Source organism: Corynebacterium massiliense DSM 45435 (genome assembly GCF_028609805.1).
Taxonomy (GTDB): Bacteria; Actinomycetota; Actinomycetes; order Mycobacteriales; family Mycobacteriaceae; genus Corynebacterium; species Corynebacterium massiliense.
In genome coordinates this window covers 640,911-659,836 of the sequence record NZ_CP063189.1, presented here as the reverse complement: position 1 = coordinate 659,836, position 18,926 = coordinate 640,911, and the positions used below count along the sequence as shown (strand labels likewise).

Below are 18,926 nucleotides of genomic sequence, written 5' to 3'. Positions count from 1 at the left end.
TTAAGCGTTCGCTGATTCCCCAGGGAACTCACGCGGATCTTTAAACATCCGCCCGAAGCCCGGCGCGGATGCCAGCGCGTCAATCTCGGCCATCTCCTCGCCCGTGAGCTCAAAGCGGAAGGACGCCAGGTTCTCCTCCAGGCGCTCCTTGCTCGAGGTCTTCGGGATGATGGAGATGTTGTGCTGCGCCAGGTACCGCAGAACGACCTGCCCGGTGGTCACCTCGTGGGCGGCGGCGATCTCCTCGATTTTCGGGTTGTTGAGCACGACGCCGCGCGCAAGCGGCGCCCACGCCTCGGTGACAATGTCGTGGCTGTCATGGAACGCGCGCAGCTCCGGCTGGGTGAAACCGGGGTGCAGCTCCACCTGGTTGAGCACCGGAGTGATGCCAGTGGTCTCAATGAGATCGTCCAGCACTTCCTCGTAGAAGTTGGCCACGCCAATGGACTGCACCTGGCCCATACCCTGCAGGCGACCCATCTCTTCGAAGGTCTCGTTGTAGAGCCCGCCCTGCGGCCACGGCCAGTGGATGAGGTACAGGTCGATGTAGTCGAGGCCGAGCCGCTTCATCGATTCGCCGAACGCGGCGTCCACGTGGTCCGCGCCCTGCTGGTCGTTCCACAGCTTGGTGGTGACAAAAACATCGTCACGCGCGACATCACCCGCCGCGAACGCCTCGCGCAGGGCCTTGCCCAGCGCTTCCTCGTTGCCGTACATCGACGCGGTATCAAAACGCCGATACCCCAGCTCGATTGCCTGGCGCACCACGGTGACGCATTCATCGTCAGTCAGCTTGTAGGTGCCCAGACCGAGCTGGGGCATCAGGGTATCGTCGTTCAGCTTGAGCATGGGGACATTACGCATGTCCCCCATTGTGCCCGAACGGCGATGAGTTGGGGAGGAAGTTTACTTCACATCGAGCAGGTCGATGATGAAGACCAAGGTGCGGCCCGAGAGCGGGTGGCCGCCACCAGCCGGGCCGTAGGCCTTCTCCGGCGGGATGGTCAGGCGACGGCGACCGCCGACGCGCATGCCCGGGATGCCTTCCTGCCAGCCAGCGATGAGGCCGGTCAGCGGGAACTCGATGGACTGACCGCGGTCCCAGGAGGAGTCGAATTCCTGGTTGGTTTCGAAGTCAGCGCCGACGTAGTGAACCTCAACCTGCCCACCAGCCTGCGCCTCGGCACCGTCACCAACAACGATGTCTTCGACGACTAGGTCCGCGGGGGCCTCGCCAGTCTGGGCTTCAATCTGAGGTTTTTCCATGGGATTTACTCTCCTTGGATTTAACGTGTATGAAACTGCGGTAAGGCTAGTTCAGAGCTGACGCTAACCGCAAAAAGATGGGCGATGTTGCCACCAAACGATACACAAACTTTATAAGCGCCTGGCGGTTATATGCATTGAAAAAGCCCGCTCTCCCCACCGCGGGAAAGCGGGCGTGTCAGGGGCTACTGCGCCCTCATTAGCGCTGGTCGCGCGGAACAACCTTGCGCTCGACCTCGCCGGTGTAGATCTGGCGCGGGCGGTTGATCTTGGTGTTCATCTCCAGCTGCTCGCGGTACTGCGCGATCCAGCCCGGCAGGCGGCCGATGGCGAACAGGACGGTGAAGAAGTCCGTCGGGAAGCCCATGGCGCGGTAGATGAGGCCGGTGTAGAAGTCGACGTTCGGGTACAGCTTGCGCTGGATGAAGTAGTCGTCGTTGAGGGCGATTTCCTCGAGCTTGACGGCCAGGTCCAGCAGGTCGTCGCCGCCCAGGTGCTCCAGGATCTCGTGGGCGGTGTCCTTGACGATCGCCGCGCGCGGGTCGTAGTTCTTGTACACGCGGTGGCCGAAGCCCATCAGGCGGACGCCCTTTTCCTTGTTTTTCACGCGGTTCATGAAGTCGGTCGCGTCGCCGCCGTTTTCCTTGATCTCCTCGAGCATCTCGAGGACGGCCTGGTTGGCGCCGCCGTGCAGCGGGCCGGACAGCGCGTTGATGCCGCCGGCGATGGCGACGAACATGTTGGCCTGCGCGGAGCCGATCATGCGGACGGTGGACGCGGAGCAGTTCTGCTCGTGGTCAGCGTGCAGGATGAGCAGCTTGTCCAGCGCCTTGGCCACGACCGGGTCAACCTCGTACGGCTCGGTCGGGTAGCCGAACATCATGCGCAGGAAGTTCTCGCGCGGGTTGAGGGAGTTGTCCGGGTACATGTACGGCTTGCCCTGGGACGCGCGGTAGGCGTACGCCGCGAGCATCGGCACCTTAGCCAGCAGGCGGACGGTGGCCTTGTCCAGCTGCTCGGAATCGAGCGGGTTGAGCTGATCCTGGTAGTAGGAGGACAGAATGTTAACGGAGGACGCGAGGACCGCCATCGGGTGCGCGTCGCGCGGGAAGATGTTGAACTGCGCCTTGAAGTCCTCGTCGAGGAGGGTGTGGTGGCGGATGTCCTCGTTAAAGGCGGTGAGCTCTTCCTGGTTCGGAAGGTGGCCCTTGATGAGGAGGTGGGAGACCTCGTTGTAGGTCGCGTTTTCCGCCAGGTCCGCGATGTCGTAGCCGCGGTGGCGCAGGATGCCTTCCTCACCGTTAATGAAGGTGATTTTCGACTCGGTGGAGCCGGTCGCGGAGTAGCCCGGATCGAAGGTAACCAGGCCAGTCTCGTTACGGAGCTTGCTGATGTCGAAACCAGAGTCACCCGCGGTGGACTGCTTGATGTCCATCTCGTACTCGCCGCCCGGGTACTGAAGGACTACCTTGTCATTGCTGTCAGAAGCCACGTTCGATCCTTTCTCACTATCGCTTAAAACTGTCTACAGACAGATCTGACTCTAGCAAAGATTGTGACGCGCCCGACATGAACTCCCACACTCTACGCATCCCACCGCACCTTCTGCCTGCCGACGGCCGCTTCGGCTCCGGACCGTCCAAAGTGCGCAGCGCACAAGTCGCCGCCGTGGCCGATAGTGGGGCCACCGTGCTGGGTACGTCGCACCGGAAACCACCCGTGAAAAACCTCATCGCGCAGATCCGCGAAGGCCTCGCCGAGCTCTTCGCCCTCCCCGCCGGCTACGAGGTGGTCCTCGGCCTCGGCGGGGCGACCGCTTTCTGGGACGCGGCGGCCTTCGGCCTGGTCCGCCGCCGCGCCGCCGCGTACGTCTACGGCGAGTTCACCCGCAAGTTCGCCGCCGCGTTGCAGCGTGCACCATGGCTCGACGATCCTCAGCTCATCGACTCCCCGGCCGGCACCGCCCCCACCCTCACCCAGACGCCGCAGGCAGACGCGGTGTGCTGGGCCCAGAACGAAACCTCGACGGGTGCGATGGTGAAGGTGGCGCGGCCCCAGCCGGGGACGGACCAGCTGGTGCTTGTCGATGCCACCTCGGCCGCCGGCGGCCTTCCCGTCGACGTGTCTGCCACCGACGCCTATTACTTCTCGCCGCAGAAATGCTTCGGTGCCGACGGCGGGCTGTGGGTCTCGCTTCTCTCCCCCGCCGCCGTGGACCGCATCGAACGGATCTCCCGCAGCGACCGATATATCCCCGCCTTTCTGGATCTACAGACCGCGGTGGACAACTCGCGCAAGAACCAGACGTACAACACCCCGCCGATAGCCGCGCTTCTCCTGCTGGCCGCGCAGATCGAGTGGATGAACGCCGCCGGCGGGCTCGCCGCGATGACGAAGCGCACCCAGCACTCCGCGGACATCCTCTACTCGTGGGCGGAAAACCGCCCGGAAACGTCCCCGTTCGTCTCCGACCCGGCGGCGCGCTCGCACACGGTGGGCACGATTGACATAGACACAGACATCGACAGTCGCCTGCTCATCGACACGCTGCGCGCGAACGGCATACGGGATATCGATCCGTACCGCAAGCTGGGCCGCAACCAGATCCGCGTCGGGATGTTTCCGGCGGTGGAGCCAGCGGACATCGCCAAGCTGACCGCGTGCATTGATTACGTGCTGGACTCGGGGTGCGTGGCAGCGCAGTAACGGCGACGCCTGCGTTAAAGTAAAGCCCATCACATTATCCGCAGACGTCTGGGAAAAGGAGCGCTGATTTATGCGCGAGCTGTACGTGGTCGACAGCGAATCCACCACCTCCTCTCTCGTCCTCCGCGATGAGAACGGCGAGGAGTTCTTCCTCCCAGTCGACGAGGAGCTGCGCAGCCTCCTTACCGAATCCACGGATACCGACTCTGCCGCCGCCACCGTCAGCACCGAACCCGAACTCAGCCCGGTGCACGCCATCGGCCGGCCGGATGAGGACGACGAGCCACAGCCGGAAGAACCCGAGCCGGAGGAGCCTGCGGCGGAAACGCCCCAGGCTGACGATGTCCCGTCGCAGCCAAGCCCCCTGCAGTCGGTGCCCGCGCCCACACCAGAGGCTCCGCGCCCGCTGTCGGACGCGATGTCGATGCGCCCGGCCGAGATCCAGAACCGTATCCGCGCCGGCGCGACCTCGGCGGAGCTCGCCGACGAAATGGGCGTGGCCGAATCCCGCGTCGACGCCTTCGCGCACCCGGTCATGCTGGAGCGCGAGCGCATCGCCCAGTTGGCCAAACAGGCCCACCCGGTGCGCGAGGATGGTCCGGCGGACCTGACGCTGTGGGAGATTCTCGCCACGGCGTTCGCCGCCCGCGGGCACTCGCTCAACGAGGCCGAGTGGACCGCCTACCGCCAGCAGGGCGAGCCCTGGGTCGTCCGCGTGACCTGGACCGCCGGTTTGAGCGAAAACGAAGCCGAGTGGACGCTGAAGCAAAACCGCACCTCCAACGCCACGGTGGAGGCCCGCAATTCGGTCGCGGCTGACCTCGTCGACCCCGACTTCGTCCAGCCGGTCCGCAGCCTGACCTCGGTCGGCCGCGGTGCGCGCTACGACGAGGCCATCGACGGCGATCACCCGGGCGAGGCCACCGCCCAGCCGATGTCCGAGTTCTACGACCAGGAAGACGACGACCTCGCGGACACCCGGGACGACATCCCGCGCGTCGAAGAGACGGACGCGGAAGGCGAGGAGGACTTCCTCCAGCACCCAGATCCGGCGAAGAAGCCGTCCAAGCGGCGCCGCAAGGCCGTCACCCCGCACTGGGAGGACGTGCTGCTTGGCGTGCGCACCAACACCAAGCGCCCCCGCAAGTAGTCCCCCCCGCAAGTAGAGGAGAGTGTCCTGGCCGTGGAATGTGAAAGCGCAGTCCTCAACCTCTGGTACGTCACCGCGGACAACCCCGGCGAGGTCCTCGCGGCGGAGCCGAAGGCGGATCGCGGCTACGGCCGCAAGTACCTCGCCCAGCTCAACCCGGCGTTTCCCATTACCCCCATCGGCCAATTCCCCTTGAACCGCTCGGCGCAGGCTGATGCCGGCGAGTTTTACATCGGCGGCTACCCGGGCGTCACGGTCGTCCAGACGGTGGTGACCGCGGAGGCCACCCGTCTTTCGGAGCTGTCTCCCCTGTTGTTGCGCGCCGCCCCGGCCGAGCACGTCTTCGCTTTCGCCGAGGACCCGAATTCCACTTACGCCGCGTTCGCGCACTGGGACGCCGGCGAGCTCAAGCGGTCGTTCTGCGCCAGCCGCTACAACAGCCTGGAAGACATCGGGCTGCCCGAACCTTTCGAGGGCCCATTCTGGGCGGGTGAGCACGGCGAGCAGCTCGGCGGAATCGCCCTTCCCTTCGAACCGGAAAAGCTGATGCAGGCCGCCCAAACGTACTGGCTGGGCGTGGAAATTGGTCCGGAAGGCCCCGATCTCCACGTGGTGGGCTACGCCACCGACGGCCGGCCGGAGCCCAAGGTCGACGAACCGAAAAAGCGCACCCCAAAGCCCACCGACGAGCTGGCCAGCCACTCGGCGGCAAAACTCGGCATCGGCCCGGGCAACGGCGACTACGACGACTACGAGGGCCCAGGCGATGACACCGGCACCACGGAAAGCCTCAAAGACCTGGCGCATGCGGTGCAGCGAGCTGGTCGCGTGACCGGCCGCTTCCTCGGCTCGGTCGGGCGCCGGGTCGGTCAGGTCAAAGACCGCTGGCGCTCGTAGAACGCCACGGCGGCCGCGGTGGCCACGTTGAGCGAGTCGGTACCGGCGGCCATCGGGATCCGCGCCCGCACATGGGTGGCGCGCATCGCATGCTCGGTCAGCCCGGGCCCCTCCGCGCCGACGAGCAGCGCCGCCTTCTCCGCACCGGCCAGCGCCGTGGCGAGGTGCACCGCCTCCTCGTCGGGGGTGAGGGAAACGAGGCGGAAGTCGGCATCGGCAAGCTGGGCCAGCGAGCGCTGCCACGTGGTAAACCCGCCTTCTAAGTGGGCGAACGGGGTCAGCAGGACGTGGCCCATGGAGACGCGCACGCTGCGGCGATAGAGGGGATCGGCCGCGCCGGACCCGAGCAGCACCGCGTCAACCCCGAGCCCCGCGGCATTCCGGAACAGCGCGCCGATGTTTTCGTGGTCGCCCACGCCCTCCAGCACCGCGATGGTGCGGGCATTGCGGATAATGTCCGCGACCTCCGGCTCCGGCGCCCGGCTCGCGGCGGCAACCAGCCCGCGGTGCATGTCAAAGCCGACGACGTCCGCGAGCGTGTCGCGGCTGACCTCGTAGACGGGGCAGTCCGGCTCGCCGTGAAGCTCGATGAATTGGTCAATCTTGTTCGGGAATCCGACGATGCACCGCACCGGGAAACGCGACCGGCACAGCCGGGAGACCACTAGGTGCCCTTCCGCGATGACCAGCCCCTTGCCGGTGGCGTCGCGGCCGTGGCGGTCGGAGCGGTTCAAGTCCCGGACATCGTCAAGCCGCGGATCCGCGGCCGACTCGATAGCGATTCGCTGCATGCCTTCCCAGGCTAGTAGCTAGGTCCAGCCCAGTACCTCGTCGGTGTCCAGTTCGATCTCGCCGTTTTCCAGGGCTGTGAATGCGTCGTCGAGGACCGCGATCCCCTGCTCCAGCTGCTCCTTCGGGGTGTTCATCGGCGGCTGGAACCGCAGGACGCTGGCGGCCAGAGTGATGAGGATGACGCCGTGTTCGTGGCAGTACTTCATCACCTTGTTCGTCGCGTCGCTGTCTGGCTCTTTGGTGTCCCGATCCTTGACCAACTCGATCGCGCCATTGAGGCCGTACATGCGAACGTCCCCGATCGCCGGATGCTTCTCCTGCAACTCGTTCAGCCGTGCTTTCGCCCACTCGCCCAGCTCGCGGGAACGCTCGACCAAACCTTCCTCCGCGATGACGTCCAGCACCGTGGAGCACGCCGCACACGCGATCGGATTGCCGGCATTGGTGAAGATGTGACCGGGGGCCTGCAGGCTATCGATCACCTCCGCGCGGCCAACAACCGCCGACAGCGGAAGTCCGTTGGCCAGGGACTTGGCCGTGGTCAGCAAGTCCGGGACCACGTCGAAATGCTCGATGGACCACATCGTGCCGGTGCGGCCGAGCCCCTGGTTGATTTCGTCCACGCCCAGCAGGATTCCGTTCCTCTTACACAGCTCGGCCAGCTGCTGGACGTAGCGCACCGGCGGCTTGACGATGCCGGCGTCGCCCTGGATCGGCTCAATAATCACCGCCGCGACCTCTTCCGCCGGGATGGTGGTGGCCAGCATTTCCTCGACGTAACCGAAGTAGCGGTCGGTGAATTCTTCCTCGGTCTCGCCCGGGAGCGCCTTGTGGTAAAAGTCCGGGAACGGGATCGTGTGGACCTCGGGGACCAGCGGGCCGGAGCCGGTGCGCATCGTGCTCGTGCACGTCGACATCGTCAGCGCGCCGTAGCTGGTGCCGTGGTAAGCACCCGAAAACGTCAGCACGGTGGTGCGCTTCGTGTATGCACGGGCGTACTTCATCATGCCGTCGTTCGCGTCCGAGCCGGAGGTACCGAAGGCGACCTTCTTGGGGAAATCGCCCGGCGTGGTGGCCGCGAGCTTCTCGATGGTCTCCACCATCCGGTCGTGGTAGAAGAAGGCCGCGCTGTAGTTGACCAGGCGATCGGCCTGGTCCTTGATGGCTTCAACCACCCGCGGATGGGAATGCCCGATGTTGCCCACCGAGCCGTTGCCGTGCAGGTCGATGTACTCGTTGCCGTCAATATCGGTGACCGTCGCGCCGTGGGCCGTGGCGACTGCGAGGTCTAGCCACTTGAAGTGCGAGCTGGCTGCGTAGATCGGGTCAGCCTTCTCGTAGTAGGCGCGGGACTTTTCTGCGGAATGCGACTGTGAATCACTTATCGCGGGCAGTCTCCTCTCCGGTCACTTCAACACTGCTGTGTTCAACACTGTTGACGGATCAGACTAACCAAGCGAGAAGTGATTCACACCACTTTAATTCACCAGCTGCATGATCGGGTCCATCGCGAAGTACAGGACGAACAGCGCCGCGATGAGCCACATGATCCAGTGGAGCTTCCGCGCCCGGCCGGCGAAGACAGACAGCAGGGTGAACGAGATGAAGCCGACGCCGATGCCGTTGGCAATGGAGTAGGTAAACGGCATCACCACGATGGTGAGGAACGCCGGGATGGAGATGTAGAGCTTGTCCCACTCAATGTTGACGATCTGGGTGGTCATCATGACGCCCACGATGACCAGGACGGGCGAGGCGGCTTCAATGGGCACGGCCTCATACAACGGGGTGAAAAACATCGCCAGGAGGAACAAAAGGCCGGTGGTGATGTTGGCCAGACCGGTGCGCGCGCCATCGCCAATGCCCGCCGAGGAATCGACGAAGACGGTGTTCGACGAGGTGGAGCCGATACCGCCGGCGACCGCGCCGAAACCTTCGACCACCAGGGCCTTCTTCATGCCCGGCAGGTTGCCGTCTTCGTCCATCAAGCCGGCCTGGTTGCCCAGCGCGGTCATGGTGCCCATCGCGTCAAAGAAGTTGGTGAGCACGAGGGTGAAGACAAGCAGCGTGGTGGCCACGACGCCGATGTGCGTGAACGCGCCGAAGAGGCTGACGTTGCCCACGATCGACAGATCCGGCAGCCCGCCGAGCGAGTTCGGGATCTCCGGCACGGCCATGCCCCAGCCGCCGGTCTCCTCCGCCGCCGATCCGGTGCCGTAAACCGCCTGGAGAATCATCGCGATGATCGTGGTGAGCACGATGCCGATGAACAGGCCGCCCGGAATGTTCCGGATGACCATGAACGAGCAGATGATGAGCCCGATAACGAAGATGAGGGTGGGCAGCGAGGCGATGGATCCGTTGATGCCCAGCCCGACCGGAACCGTGGTGCCGGCCGCGTCGGGCACACGGGTGACAAAGCCGCCATCGACAAAGCCAAGCATCGCGATGAACATGCCCACGCCGACGCCCATGGCCGCGCGCATGGAGTTCGGGATGGCTGCGAAGACCGCGGAACGGAAACCGCTAGCCGCCAACAGCACGATGATGATGCCGTCGAGGACCACAAGCCCCATGGCCTCGGGCCAGGTCAGCCCCTCGGTGCTTACCAAGGTCACGGCGACGAACGAATTGACGCCCAGCCCGGCCGCGAAGGCGAAGGGATAGTTAGCAATCGCGCCGAAGATGATGCTCATCAGGCCGGCGATGAGCGCGGTGGCGGCGGCGACCTGGGTGGTTCCCAGCGCGTGCCCGGTGACATCTTCCACCGTGCCGACGATGAGCGGGTTGAGCAGGATGATGTAGGCCATCGCAAAGAACGAGACCGTTCCCGCGCGCACCTCAGTCCCGATTGTCGAACCGCGTTGGGAGATTGTGAAGAATCGATCTAAGGCCGCGCCCATAGATAGCCCCTTTACCTAGTGCCAGGAGGTGTATTGATTTTGCCGTACCCCAGTCTCCCTGTTTGCTGGGAATTCACAAAATCCACCGAGCGGCCCTGCGCTAGTAAAGCGGCTCCTCGTCGTCGAAGGCGACCTCTCCCGGGGTGAAGTCGTCGCCGGTGTCCACCCGCGTTTCCGAGTGCGCGCCGCAACCATACGCCGCATGCACGACCCGCCCGTCGGCGGAGAACTTGTTGGCGCACACGCCGAAGTTAGGTCCGATCTCGTCGCCTGTGGGGAGGAAAAAGGCGCAGGTGCGGCACTTCAACCGCGCCTGCGTGGCCATCTCCGAGTGGGGCCCGAAGTCACCGTCGCGCCACCGCGCGCGGGCGCCGTCCAGCCCCGCGCGCGTAAGCGTGCCATTGGCGATGCGCGGATCATCAGGTTCCGGCGGGAACACATCCCCCGGCCCCAGGTCGCCGGGGCGGACGCGATCGGCGTACGGTACCCAGTCCGGCGCCTGCAGGGCCTGGCCGGTGTTACCGGGCACGAGTGCGACCTCGTTGACGGTCACGTCCGCCGCCCCACTCGCGCACGCGACGACCGCGTGCCACTCCCAGCCCGGGTAGCCCGGCAAGTCGGCGGAGAAGCGCAGAGTCGCCACGTTGCCTGCGCCGGACACGGCGAAGAAGCCGAGGTGTTCGCCTACCCCGCCCTCGTCGAGCTCCTCCAGTGCGCGGCGCGCTATCTCTACTGCCTGTTGCCCGAATAACGGATTGGGGTTCGAGTCAGTCACGTTCCTCATTATGGGATACGTCGGGCACAATGAACCACATGGGTTCTCGGTTCCGGCTTCTCTCCTGCCTCTGTCTGGTTGGTCTCGTGGTGGGGTGCAGCATCGACAAGCACAGCGACGGCGACGGCGAGGACATAAGCGACCGCCCCGCCGAGCCTGAGCATCTGCGCGCGGAAGTTACGGACACGCTGCCGTTCAACGCCGACTACTTCACCCAAGGCCTAGAGGTAGATCGCCGGGATGGTTCCCTGCTGGTGGGCACGGGCGGCTACGGCACGTCCGGCATCTACCGCATAGATCCCGAGACGGGAGAAGAGATCAACTCCGCCGCCATGCACGATTCCCTCTTTGGCGAGGGCATCACGCAGTCCGCGGGCGGCATTTGGCAGCTGACGTGGAAAGACCACATTGCCACGCTGCGCAACCCGAAAGACCTCTCCGTCGACCACGTGGCTCACCCGGATGGCGGCGAGGGCTGGGGCGTGTGCGAGCTACCGACCCACCCGCGCCGCCTCAACGTGGACGGCACCTCTCCCCTGCCGACGCCCGAGCTGGTGGTCTCCCACGGCACCTCGGAGCTGACCTTCCACGACCCGAAGACGATGGCCGGCGGCGGCTCGGTCGAGGTGACCAACCAGGGCTCCCCGGTGGACAAGATCAACGAGCTGGAGTGCGTGGGCGGGGACGTGTACGCCAACGTGTGGATGTCCACGGACATCCTGCGCATCGACCCCGCCACCGGCGAGGTCACCGCAATTATCGATGCCTCCGGCCTGCCCAACCGCGCAGCGAACGATCCGGACAACGTGCTCAACGGCATAGCCGCGATCCCGGAGACCGAAGACGAAGACGGCGTGCCCGAGTTCTATCTCACGGGCAAACGTTGGCCAGACCTGTACCGCGTGCGGCTTACCCCAAACGAGTAGCATTCACTGCCATGGCAACGCGCAAAGAGGCACGGAAAAAGTCCCTGCTGCAGATCCTCGGGCTCATCATCGCGGTGGCGGTCATCGCGGTCGGCGCAGTGCTCATCCAGAGCTGGTGGAACAACCGGCCCGGTCCGGATCCCGCCTCCATTTCGCTGACAGCGTCCGTCGGCGACCGCACCGAGGAGGTCGCGCCGTACTTGGTCTGCGAGCTGGGCGTGGAGTGCCCCGAGGGAAAAGTCCCCAACCTCAAGGTCGGTGACGACGAGACACTCCACTTGGATATTCCAAAGGAAATCAGCAACACCCAGTGGAAGCTGCTGCGCATCTACGACAATCCGGCCGCGAACGACGAGACGGTCTATGGCGCCGGCGAGGAAAACTCGGTCGACGTACCGGGCTCGGTCGACCCCATCGAGGAGTCGGACTCCAAGGACCGCCCGCACCTGCAGGTGGTGGAGGTCTCCTCCGTGATGGTCAGCGAGGTCGACGGGAAGGAAGAGGCCCCGTACAGCGTGGTGTGGTCACTGTCCACGATGGACGACGACTAGCTGTCGAGCTCCTTGGCAATCGCCCGCAGGATGCTCGCGACCTGCCGTCCGGTCTTGCGCTCTGGGTAGCGGCCCTGCGCAAGGGTGGGCTGGACCTGAGTTTCTAGGACCGTCATGACGTCGGAGACCATGCTGGACAGCTCCGCGGGTTTTCGGGACGGCCCCTTCTTGCGGCGCGGAGTCTCGAGCACCTTGATGCGCAGGACCTGCGGGGCGCGCTTGCCAGCCGCGAAGTCGAATTCGATGCGCTGGCCGTGGACAAGCTCGTCGACGCCTTCCGGCAGTACGTGGCGGCTGACATAGACGTCTTCATCACCCGGGTTGGAGACGAACCCGAACCCCTTGTCGGGGTCGTACCACTTCACCTTGCCGATGGGCACGGAAGTTCACCACTTTCCACTTGTAGGAACGTGTACAGAAATCCCTATTTTAACCCGCCGGGGGCGGTGGGGCCTAAACCTTCCCGTAGCCACATCAACTATAAAGTGCCACAGATCACACTCAGTAATTTTCACAGCGCCGAAGACCCTCTCACCAGCTGATTTCCCCTTAAACGGTGGCGCAAGTGGCCCATGTGACTGCGCGCCACGCGCCCAAATGTCACGGAATGTGACTATTTCGTTACATACCGTTACCGTAGCGAGCAGTTATTTTCGCGGACCTTTAAAACCAACGAGAAGGGAAAACGTTCATGGGACGCCACACCGCTCACCGCAAGGGCTTCGCCTCCAAGCTTGCCGCCTCCACCGTCGCCGTCGGCGCCGCCGGCGCACTCTTCGCACCGGCCGCCACCGCTGCCCCGGATTCTGACTGGGACCGCCTGGCGCAGTGCGAGTCCGGTGGCGATTGGCACATCAACACCGGCAACGGCTTCCAGGGTGGCCTGCAGTTCAACCAGGGCACCTGGCAGGGCCACGGCGGCGGCGAGTTCGCCCCGTCCGCCGACCAGGCAACCCGCGAGCAGCAGATTGTCGTTGCCGAGCGCGTTCTCGCCTCCCAGGGCTGGGGCGCATGGCCGGCATGCTCCGCTTCCCTCGGCCTGAACTCCGCACCGACCGAGCGTGATGCCGCGCCGGCCCCGGCACCGGCACCGGAAGCCGAGCCGGTTGAGGCCCCGGCCGACGCCCCGGCTGAGGTCCACGCGGCCGCCGACGGCCAGTCCGACGAAGCCGCCGTCGACGCCGTCTACGGCATGGTCAAGGACACCCTGGCCACCTACGGCGTCGAGGTCCCGGCATTCGTCGACGACCTGTACAACGCCAACCGCGGCAACTTCACCGAGTTCTACAACGCTAACCGCGACTACATCGACTACGTCGCCGACCTGGCTGAGCAGAACCTCTAAAGGTCCTCCCCTTCCTCACAGAGAAAAAGAACTCCTCCTTCCCACAGCGGGAATGGAGGAGTTCTTTTTGGTACTTGAGCTGCTAGAACCTACTAGTAGCTCTAGCGGTTAATGCGGGTGTACGGGTGAACGTAGCCCAGCTCTTCGACCGGTCGCGGAAGAACCATGTCGTCACCAAACGGGATGGGCGCGCCAGCGAACGGCGCGGAGATTTCAGTCACGGCGTGCTCGCGCGCCGTGGTCGGCCAAGCCGGGGACACAAAGTTCTTCTTTTCTACGTTTGCCATAGGCACCATTCTGCCAAACCACGCGGAAAAAAGTAACTGAAGCGCTACTAGACTCTGCTCACATCATGACTGGTTCCACCCCCTCTCCTACCGCGACATTCCGTAAGTGGCTTGCCGGGCTTGACGATGCCGCCTTGGCGACCATCGTCCGCAACCGCCCCGACGCGGCCCACCCGTTGCCGCCAGGCATCGACGCCCTGGCCACACGTTTACTGCTACGGCAGTCCGTCGCCCGCGCGCTCGCCGAGTGCACCGCCGCGGAGCTTTTGGCCGCGGAACGGCTCGCCGCCGACGGAGCAGAGCTGGAACCTGCCTCCCCGCCCCCAGAGGACGCACAAGCCATCGAGGGTTTGACCGACAAAGCCCTCGCCTTCCCCGCTGGCGACAAGGTCTACCTCGCCAGCGAGGTCATCCCGGCGCTGCCCACCGGCTGGAGCCTTCTCGACCAAGCGGCCGTCTCGCCAGAGGATCTTGCCCAGCTTGACGATTCCCAGCGGCACATCCTCAACACCCTCCTCCAGGCGGGCGGCACCGGCACCACCCGGGACGCGGCCCCTGATGCCGATCCGTCCCGTCCCATTCCACAACTTCTCGCAGCCGGCCTCTTGCAGCGCGTCGATTCCCGCACGGTGCGCCTCCCACGGGCCGTGCGGTCCGCGTTGCGCGGGGAGGACGCCGCGCCCATCCCCACGCAGCCGTCGGGTAGGGCGGGTCAACCGGGCATCGATAAGAAAGCGGACGAGGCAGGCGCCGCTGCCGGGCTCGAGGTCGTCCGCCTTGTCGGAGAGCTCATCGACGCCGTCGGCTACAGCCCCATCGAGCTGCTCAAAGACAAGTCCCTCGGGGTGCGTTCGGTCAAGCAGCTGGCGAAATCCCTGAACACTACCCCGACCGATGCTGCCCGCTTGGTCGGACTCGGTTTCGCGGCGGGGCTTTTGGGCCGCGGCGAACCGAAAGGGTTTGACGGCAATTTCCTTGGCGCCACTACCCGCGGTCTCGATTGGCAGGAGGCCGAGCTATCCGAACGCTGGGCCGTACTTATCGATGCCTGGCTCAACTCCCCCTGGGCCACCTGGATGTCCACCCGCGGCATCGACCCGGAGACCAACCGCCCACGGCTGAACGGCTTTCGCGACCGCGTCCTTTCCGTGTACCGCCACACCGACGGCGAATTGGCTTTCCCCGAATTCCTCGAGGAGCTGCGGTTTAGGTTCCCGTTGTTCGCCTCGTCGACGGCCGCGAGCACCATTGAGAACCTCCATGCGGAAGCGGAGCGTGTAGGCCTCATCGCCCGCGGGCGCGCCACCTCCGTGCTTATCCGCGCCGAGGACGAAGACACCAGCGCCGTGACTGCGGAGCTGACCCCTGCCACCGTCGACCAGTTCATCGTGCAGGCCGACATGACGATCTTGGCCCCCGGGCCCCTGGAGCCAGATATTCGGAAGCGGCTGGCCACGATCGCGGAGTTGGAGTCGCCCGGCCTGGCCAGCGTGTATCGTCTAAGCGAAAACTCGCTTCGCCGCGGCCTCGACCACGGCGCGACCGCCGGCGAACTGGCCGACTTCCTGCGCGAGCACGCCATCGGCGAGGTGCCGCAAACCGTCACTTATCTCCTCGACGACCTCACCCGCCGCCACGGTACCCTCCGGTCCGGCGCGGCTTTGTGCTACGTGCGCAGCGAGGACCCTGCCCTGCTTGCCGATGCCACACGCCACCTCCCCCAGCTCCGCCTCATCGCCCCTACCGTTGCAGTGAGCACGCTGCGGCTGTCGGCCGTCCTGGACAAGCTGCGCGAACAAGGCTTCAGTCCCGCCGCCGAAGACGAAACCGGGGCCTCCATCGACGCCCGGCCCGAGCCTGCAACGGTTCCCCTGCCTAGTCCACGGGCACGCCCGGACCGCGGGCTCGACATCGACAAGGTCGTGCGCTCGATCCGAGACCACGACGGGGACGACGCTGACGGCTCGACGGATGCCAGCCCGTCGCTGGACCTCCTTCATGTCGCGGCCCGCGGGGGACGTCCCGTGTCCATTACGTATGCGGACAAAAACGGCACGCCGCGAACTATTACCGCCACCCCGCTGAGCGTGAACGGCGGGCAGGCCGACGTCCTCACCGGCGGGCAGACAGTCCGCTTCCCGCTGCACCGAATCTCGGCGATTTCCCTGTCCTAGAACGGCGGTTCACCCCACTCGTCGGGGTCGGGGCTAGCTTGCTGCGCTTCGTAATTGGCTTTGGCCCGCTCATGTGCGTTGCGCCTCCGGGCGATGATTGCCTGCTCGATGGTCTGCAGCCAGTTGCACGCGTCGGGTGATAGCGGCCCTTCCGCGACCGTGGCTTCCCAGGTGCCGTCGGCGAACAACCACACGACATCGTCGGCATCCGGGTCGATGACGTACTTTGCCCGCTTGTCGGTCTTGATGTTGTGGTGGTGTTGGCACAGGTTCACTAGGTTCCATGCGGCGGTGGGCCCGCCCTTTTTGAAGTCCACGCAGTGGTCTTTCTGGCATTTCGAGGCCGGCCGCGAACAGCCCGGGTAGCGGCAGTGCCCGTCGCGGCCGTTGATATATGCCTTGATGAGGTCCGGAGTGGCGTAGCTGTCGCTTTTGGCCTGCGCAGCGAAGCTCATGTCCCGGGTTGTCGTTGCGCGGGCAGCGAGCCGCTTGCCCGTTTCGGGATCCACCCACCCGAAGTCCTGGACATAGACCGGGCTGTTCGGCCGGTCGGTCGCCTGGTAGACGTGCAAAGTGACATTGGTGGGGCGTTCGATATCGTTCAAGATAAGCATCGCCAACGCCTGCGATTTGGACACGCCATACTCATCGGCGGTACGAGAAATAGCCGCATCGAGCTGGGCGGTTGTGTCGGCGTCGTATTGCGCCTCGATCGCTCCCATTCCGCCCGGCAGAGAGTACGAGTCATATATTCTTTTGCGACGGCGCCACAGGACATCCTCGTCGCTTTCACCTACCCCGAGCTGCGGATCTTCAGCGGCGACAAGCATGTTGACTTTTCTGCGCAGGTTTCTAATGCTCGGCAGCTCCTGGCCCGCCCGGCGCGGGGTGAGGTAGCTGGTCAGAGCGTCATCGATACGCGCAAGCACCTCCTCGTCCGGAAGGTAGAGCTTGTTGAGCACGCGATCGATTGCGATGAGACGAGCGAAGTCCAAGTGGAAAAGACTCTCCTGCAGAGCCTCGAGCTTCGGCAGCTCTTTCAGCCGATACAGCGCAGTAATAATATCTCCCGCTCTCCCAGCCGAAATGCCGGTGAGGCTGGCGAACTTCTTAGCGCATAGTTCGAAGTCCTCCTCCACATCAGGAAGATGGCGCTTGAACAAGAAGTAGGTCTGGGTACGAATCGCGGTGGCGGTGGTGGCTAGGTCGTTGTCGGGTGTGTGGACTTTGTAGTACGGCAACATCGGCTTGGTCAGCCCCTAGGTATTCGGTTCTTTGTTCGATTCTTAACCCTAACAACCACCCTGGACACCGAACTATTCCCAGACGAACAAACATTCCTTTACCACAGGACCGACCAGGCTCCCCGCACCCCCGCTTGACGATACCCCCTCCGTCCCACCCCCACCCCGGAACCCAACATCCGGTTCCATCTATTGACATTCCGTTGGGTTTATACAACACTTTAAATTATGTCCCCAAAGAAACGTCCCTCAAAACCTATCCATAACCGGGTGCGGGTCCTGCGCGTCGAACGGGACATGTCACGCGCACAGCTCGCAGAGGAAATCGAGGTCAATCCCCAGACCGTCGGCGCACTAGAACGCGGCGACCACTCCCCGAGCCTGGACCTCGCATTCCGTATTTGCGAAGTCTTCGAACTTCCCGTCGAAGCGGTCTTCTCTCGCACCGCGTTCACCCCGATGTCCACCGAAATCTATCCGAGGACGAGCTAATGCCGAACTCAACGCCAAGCGCAAAACCCCAGCTGCAACTATCTCCCACGGCAACGCGGCTCCTAGTCGTTGCTGTATATGCGCTCCTAGGTATCGCGACGCTTCTGGCGGTCGTCGCATTCTTCAAACACGCCTCCGCACTGCTCTTGCCGATGGCTGTCTGTTTCATCCTCATTTGCGTCCCCTGGACCATGTTGCGGATGAGCATTAACAGCGCAGATTCGGCCCCTATTTCAAAGCTGGACGATTACGAGGCAGAGGTTCTAGATCACTGGCGGCACCATGCACTTCGTCTGGCCACCTTCCTGTTGTCCGCCTTGGCCGTGTTCCTGCTCATAGTGGGCAACTTCCGCCCAGACTTCTTCGACAATCACTTCACAGCTAACCAAGTGGTCATCATTGCCGGTTTCCTAGCGCTCGTTGCTTATCTACTTGTCAGCACCTTGCCCGCCGTCGGCTATGCCCTGACCTTCAACCAGCCTGTAGAGGACTAGAACGGAAGAGGAATAAGACCCATGCCTACCCTCGACATTGACCACCTCAACAAGACGTTCGGGGACAAACAAGCCCTGGACGACATGACTTTTAGCGTCCGCGACGGAGAGATGTACGGCTTCGTCGGCTCTAACGGCGCGGGCAAATCCACCACGATGCGCATTGCTCTCGGCGTGCTCTCCGCCGATTCCGGCGAGGTCTACTTCGACGGCGCGCCCATCAACGCCACCAACCGCCGTCGCATCGGCTACATGCCGGAAGAGCGCGGACTCTACGGCAAGGAAACGCTCATCAGCCAGCTCGTCTTCTTCGGCGAGCTCCACGGGATGGGCAAGAACAAGGCTCGTCGCTCGGGCGAAGAACTGCTCGACCAGTTGGGACTGGGCGAGCGCAAAGACGACAAGCTCGACGATCTCTCCCTGGGCAACCAGCAACGCGTCCAGCTCGCGGCGTCTCTCATCCACGACCCGGACATGCTCATCCTCGACGAGCCGTTCTCGGGCCTCGATCCAGTCGCCGTCGACGTCATGTCCTCGATGCTCAAGGAACGCACCCGGCGCGGCGTGCCGGTCATCTTCTCCTCGCACCAACTCGATTTGGTGCAGCGGTTGTGCGATCGGGTGGGCATCGTCACGCACGGCCGCATGGTGGCCGAAGGCACGGTGGACGAGCTCCGGCAGGCTGGCCCGACACGCTACGAAATCGGCACCACCGCTCGCGACTGGTACCCGGCCGGGACGCAACTGGTAGGCGCCACCGAGCGCTCCGTTGTGCTCGAGTCTGCTGACGGCGTCGACGACCAAGACATTCTGCACGCGGCGCTTGCTGCGGGCCCGGTGCATTCCTTTGGCAAGCATGTACCCGACCTCACCGAAATGTTCCGCGACGTGGTCACCAGCACCGAGACCGAGGAGGCCTAAACC

Annotated in this window: 20 protein-coding genes; 10 read left to right on the top strand and 10 right to left on the bottom strand. The window is 64.3% G+C overall.

The genetic code is table 11. The annotated features are described in order from the left end of the window. The 3 genes from CMASS_RS03170 to CMASS_RS03160 all read right to left on the bottom strand — a co-directional run bounded on the left by CMASS_RS03170 (position 1) and on the right by CMASS_RS03160 (position 2,758). On the bottom strand, positions 1-873 hold the full coding sequence (locus tag CMASS_RS03170) for an aldo/keto reductase (protein WP_022862891.1): 873 nt from the start codon (positions 871-873) through the stop codon (positions 1-3). A gap of 33 nt (positions 874-906) precedes the next feature. After that, a complete protein-coding gene (locus CMASS_RS03165) occupies positions 907-1,266 on the bottom strand; it encodes an FKBP-type peptidyl-prolyl cis-trans isomerase (protein ID WP_022862892.1) in 360 nt (119 codons plus the stop codon). 199 nt (positions 1,267-1,465) lie between these two features. Further along, positions 1,466-2,758 (bottom strand): citrate synthase, encoded by a 1,293-nt coding sequence (locus tag CMASS_RS03160; RefSeq protein WP_022862893.1) that lies wholly within the window; start codon positions 2,756-2,758, stop codon positions 1,466-1,468. 77 nt (positions 2,759-2,835) lie between these two features. Here CMASS_RS03160 and serC point away from each other — a divergent pair, with 77 nt between their 5' ends. The 3 genes from serC to CMASS_RS03145 all read left to right on the top strand — a co-directional run bounded on the left by serC (position 2,836) and on the right by CMASS_RS03145 (position 6,019). After that, complete coding sequence (gene serC / locus CMASS_RS03155) at positions 2,836-3,972, top strand: phosphoserine transaminase (protein WP_022862894.1); 1,137 nt, start codon at positions 2,836-2,838, stop codon at positions 3,970-3,972. Positions 3,973-4,042: 70 nt separating this feature from the next. Further along, entirely contained in the window at positions 4,043-5,122 is a 1,080-nt protein-coding gene (gene sepH, locus CMASS_RS03150; RefSeq protein WP_022862895.1) for a septation protein SepH, read from the top strand. A gap of 33 nt (positions 5,123-5,155) precedes the next feature. After that, entirely contained in the window at positions 5,156-6,019 is an 864-nt protein-coding gene (locus CMASS_RS03145; RefSeq protein WP_022862896.1) for a DUF6928 family protein, read from the top strand. Here the strand turns inward: CMASS_RS03145 and CMASS_RS03140 are convergent. The 4 genes from CMASS_RS03140 to CMASS_RS03125 all read right to left on the bottom strand — a co-directional run bounded on the left by CMASS_RS03140 (position 5,992) and on the right by CMASS_RS03125 (position 10,498). Then, positions 5,992-6,810, bottom strand: coding sequence for a TrmH family RNA methyltransferase (locus CMASS_RS03140; RefSeq protein ID WP_022862897.1), 819 nt, complete (start codon positions 6,808-6,810; stop codon positions 5,992-5,994). The two genes, CMASS_RS03145 and CMASS_RS03140, sit on opposite strands and share 28 nt — an antisense overlap. Positions 6,811-6,828: 18 nt before the next feature. Beyond that, positions 6,829-8,133: an aspartate aminotransferase family protein gene (locus CMASS_RS03135; protein WP_240482781.1), complete on the bottom strand. Its 1,305-nt coding sequence runs from the start codon at positions 8,131-8,133 to the stop codon at positions 6,829-6,831. Between the two features lie 156 nt (positions 8,134-8,289). Further along, positions 8,290-9,714: an NCS2 family permease gene (locus CMASS_RS03130; protein WP_022862899.1), complete on the bottom strand. Its 1,425-nt coding sequence runs from the start codon at positions 9,712-9,714 to the stop codon at positions 8,290-8,292. 100 nt (positions 9,715-9,814) lie between these two features. Next, positions 9,815-10,498 (bottom strand): DUF3027 domain-containing protein, encoded by a 684-nt coding sequence (locus tag CMASS_RS03125; RefSeq protein WP_027018642.1) that lies wholly within the window; start codon positions 10,496-10,498, stop codon positions 9,815-9,817. Between the two features lie 29 nt (positions 10,499-10,527). On the opposite strand from CMASS_RS03125, the gene CMASS_RS03120 reads away from it, so the two are divergent. Further along, complete coding sequence (locus tag CMASS_RS03120) at positions 10,528-11,415, top strand: glutaminyl-peptide cyclotransferase (RefSeq protein ID WP_240482775.1); 888 nt, start codon at positions 10,528-10,530, stop codon at positions 11,413-11,415. An 11-nt stretch (positions 11,416-11,426) separates the two neighbouring features. After that, entirely contained in the window at positions 11,427-11,966 is a 540-nt protein-coding gene (locus CMASS_RS03115; protein WP_022862902.1) for a DUF2771 domain-containing protein, read from the top strand. On the opposite strand, the gene CMASS_RS03110 is transcribed toward CMASS_RS03115, so the two are convergent. Next, positions 11,963-12,346 carry a cold-shock protein gene (locus CMASS_RS03110; RefSeq protein ID WP_022862903.1) on the bottom strand — a complete coding sequence of 128 codons (384 nt, stop codon included), beginning with the start codon at positions 12,344-12,346 and terminating at the stop codon, positions 11,963-11,965. The two genes, CMASS_RS03115 and CMASS_RS03110, sit on opposite strands and share 4 nt — an antisense overlap. Positions 12,347-12,657: 311 nt before the next feature. Here CMASS_RS03110 and CMASS_RS03105 point away from each other — a divergent pair, with 311 nt between their 5' ends. Continuing rightward, positions 12,658-13,311 carry a resuscitation-promoting factor Rpf1 domain-containing protein gene (locus tag CMASS_RS03105; RefSeq protein WP_022862904.1) on the top strand — a complete coding sequence of 218 codons (654 nt, stop codon included), beginning with the start codon at positions 12,658-12,660 and terminating at the stop codon, positions 13,309-13,311. A 101-nt stretch (positions 13,312-13,412) separates the two neighbouring features. Here CMASS_RS03105 and CMASS_RS03100 read toward each other — a convergent pair whose 3' ends face one another. Further along, positions 13,413-13,598 carry a hypothetical protein gene (locus tag CMASS_RS03100; protein ID WP_022862905.1) on the bottom strand — a complete coding sequence of 62 codons (186 nt, stop codon included), beginning with the start codon at positions 13,596-13,598 and terminating at the stop codon, positions 13,413-13,415. Between the two features lie 65 nt (positions 13,599-13,663). Between CMASS_RS03100 and CMASS_RS03095 the strand changes: the two genes are divergently transcribed. Beyond that, complete coding sequence (locus CMASS_RS03095) at positions 13,664-15,772, top strand: helicase-associated domain-containing protein (protein WP_022862906.1); 2,109 nt, start codon at positions 13,664-13,666, stop codon at positions 15,770-15,772. Here CMASS_RS03095 and CMASS_RS03090 read toward each other — a convergent pair. Continuing rightward, positions 15,769-17,016 carry an HNH endonuclease signature motif containing protein gene (locus CMASS_RS03090; RefSeq protein ID WP_022862907.1) on the bottom strand — a complete coding sequence of 416 codons (1,248 nt, stop codon included), beginning with the start codon at positions 17,014-17,016 and terminating at the stop codon, positions 15,769-15,771. The genes CMASS_RS03095 and CMASS_RS03090 overlap by 4 nt on opposite strands. Positions 17,017-17,244: 228 nt before the next feature. On the opposite strand from CMASS_RS03090, the gene CMASS_RS03085 reads away from it, so the two are divergent. From CMASS_RS03085 to CMASS_RS03075, 3 genes are read left to right on the top strand one after another with little or no spacing between them, the layout of a single operon-like run. Then, positions 17,245-17,508: a helix-turn-helix transcriptional regulator gene (locus tag CMASS_RS03085; protein WP_022862908.1), complete on the top strand. Its 264-nt coding sequence runs from the start codon at positions 17,245-17,247 to the stop codon at positions 17,506-17,508. Further along, on the top strand, positions 17,508-18,002 hold the full coding sequence (locus tag CMASS_RS03080; RefSeq protein WP_022862909.1) for a hypothetical protein: 495 nt from the start codon (positions 17,508-17,510) through the stop codon (positions 18,000-18,002). Before CMASS_RS03085 ends, CMASS_RS03080 begins: the two co-directional genes overlap by 1 nt. A gap of 21 nt (positions 18,003-18,023) precedes the next feature. Then, on the top strand, positions 18,024-18,923 hold the full coding sequence (locus tag CMASS_RS03075; protein WP_022862910.1) for an ABC transporter ATP-binding protein: 900 nt from the start codon (positions 18,024-18,026) through the stop codon (positions 18,921-18,923). Positions 18,924-18,926 lie beyond the last annotated feature (3 nt).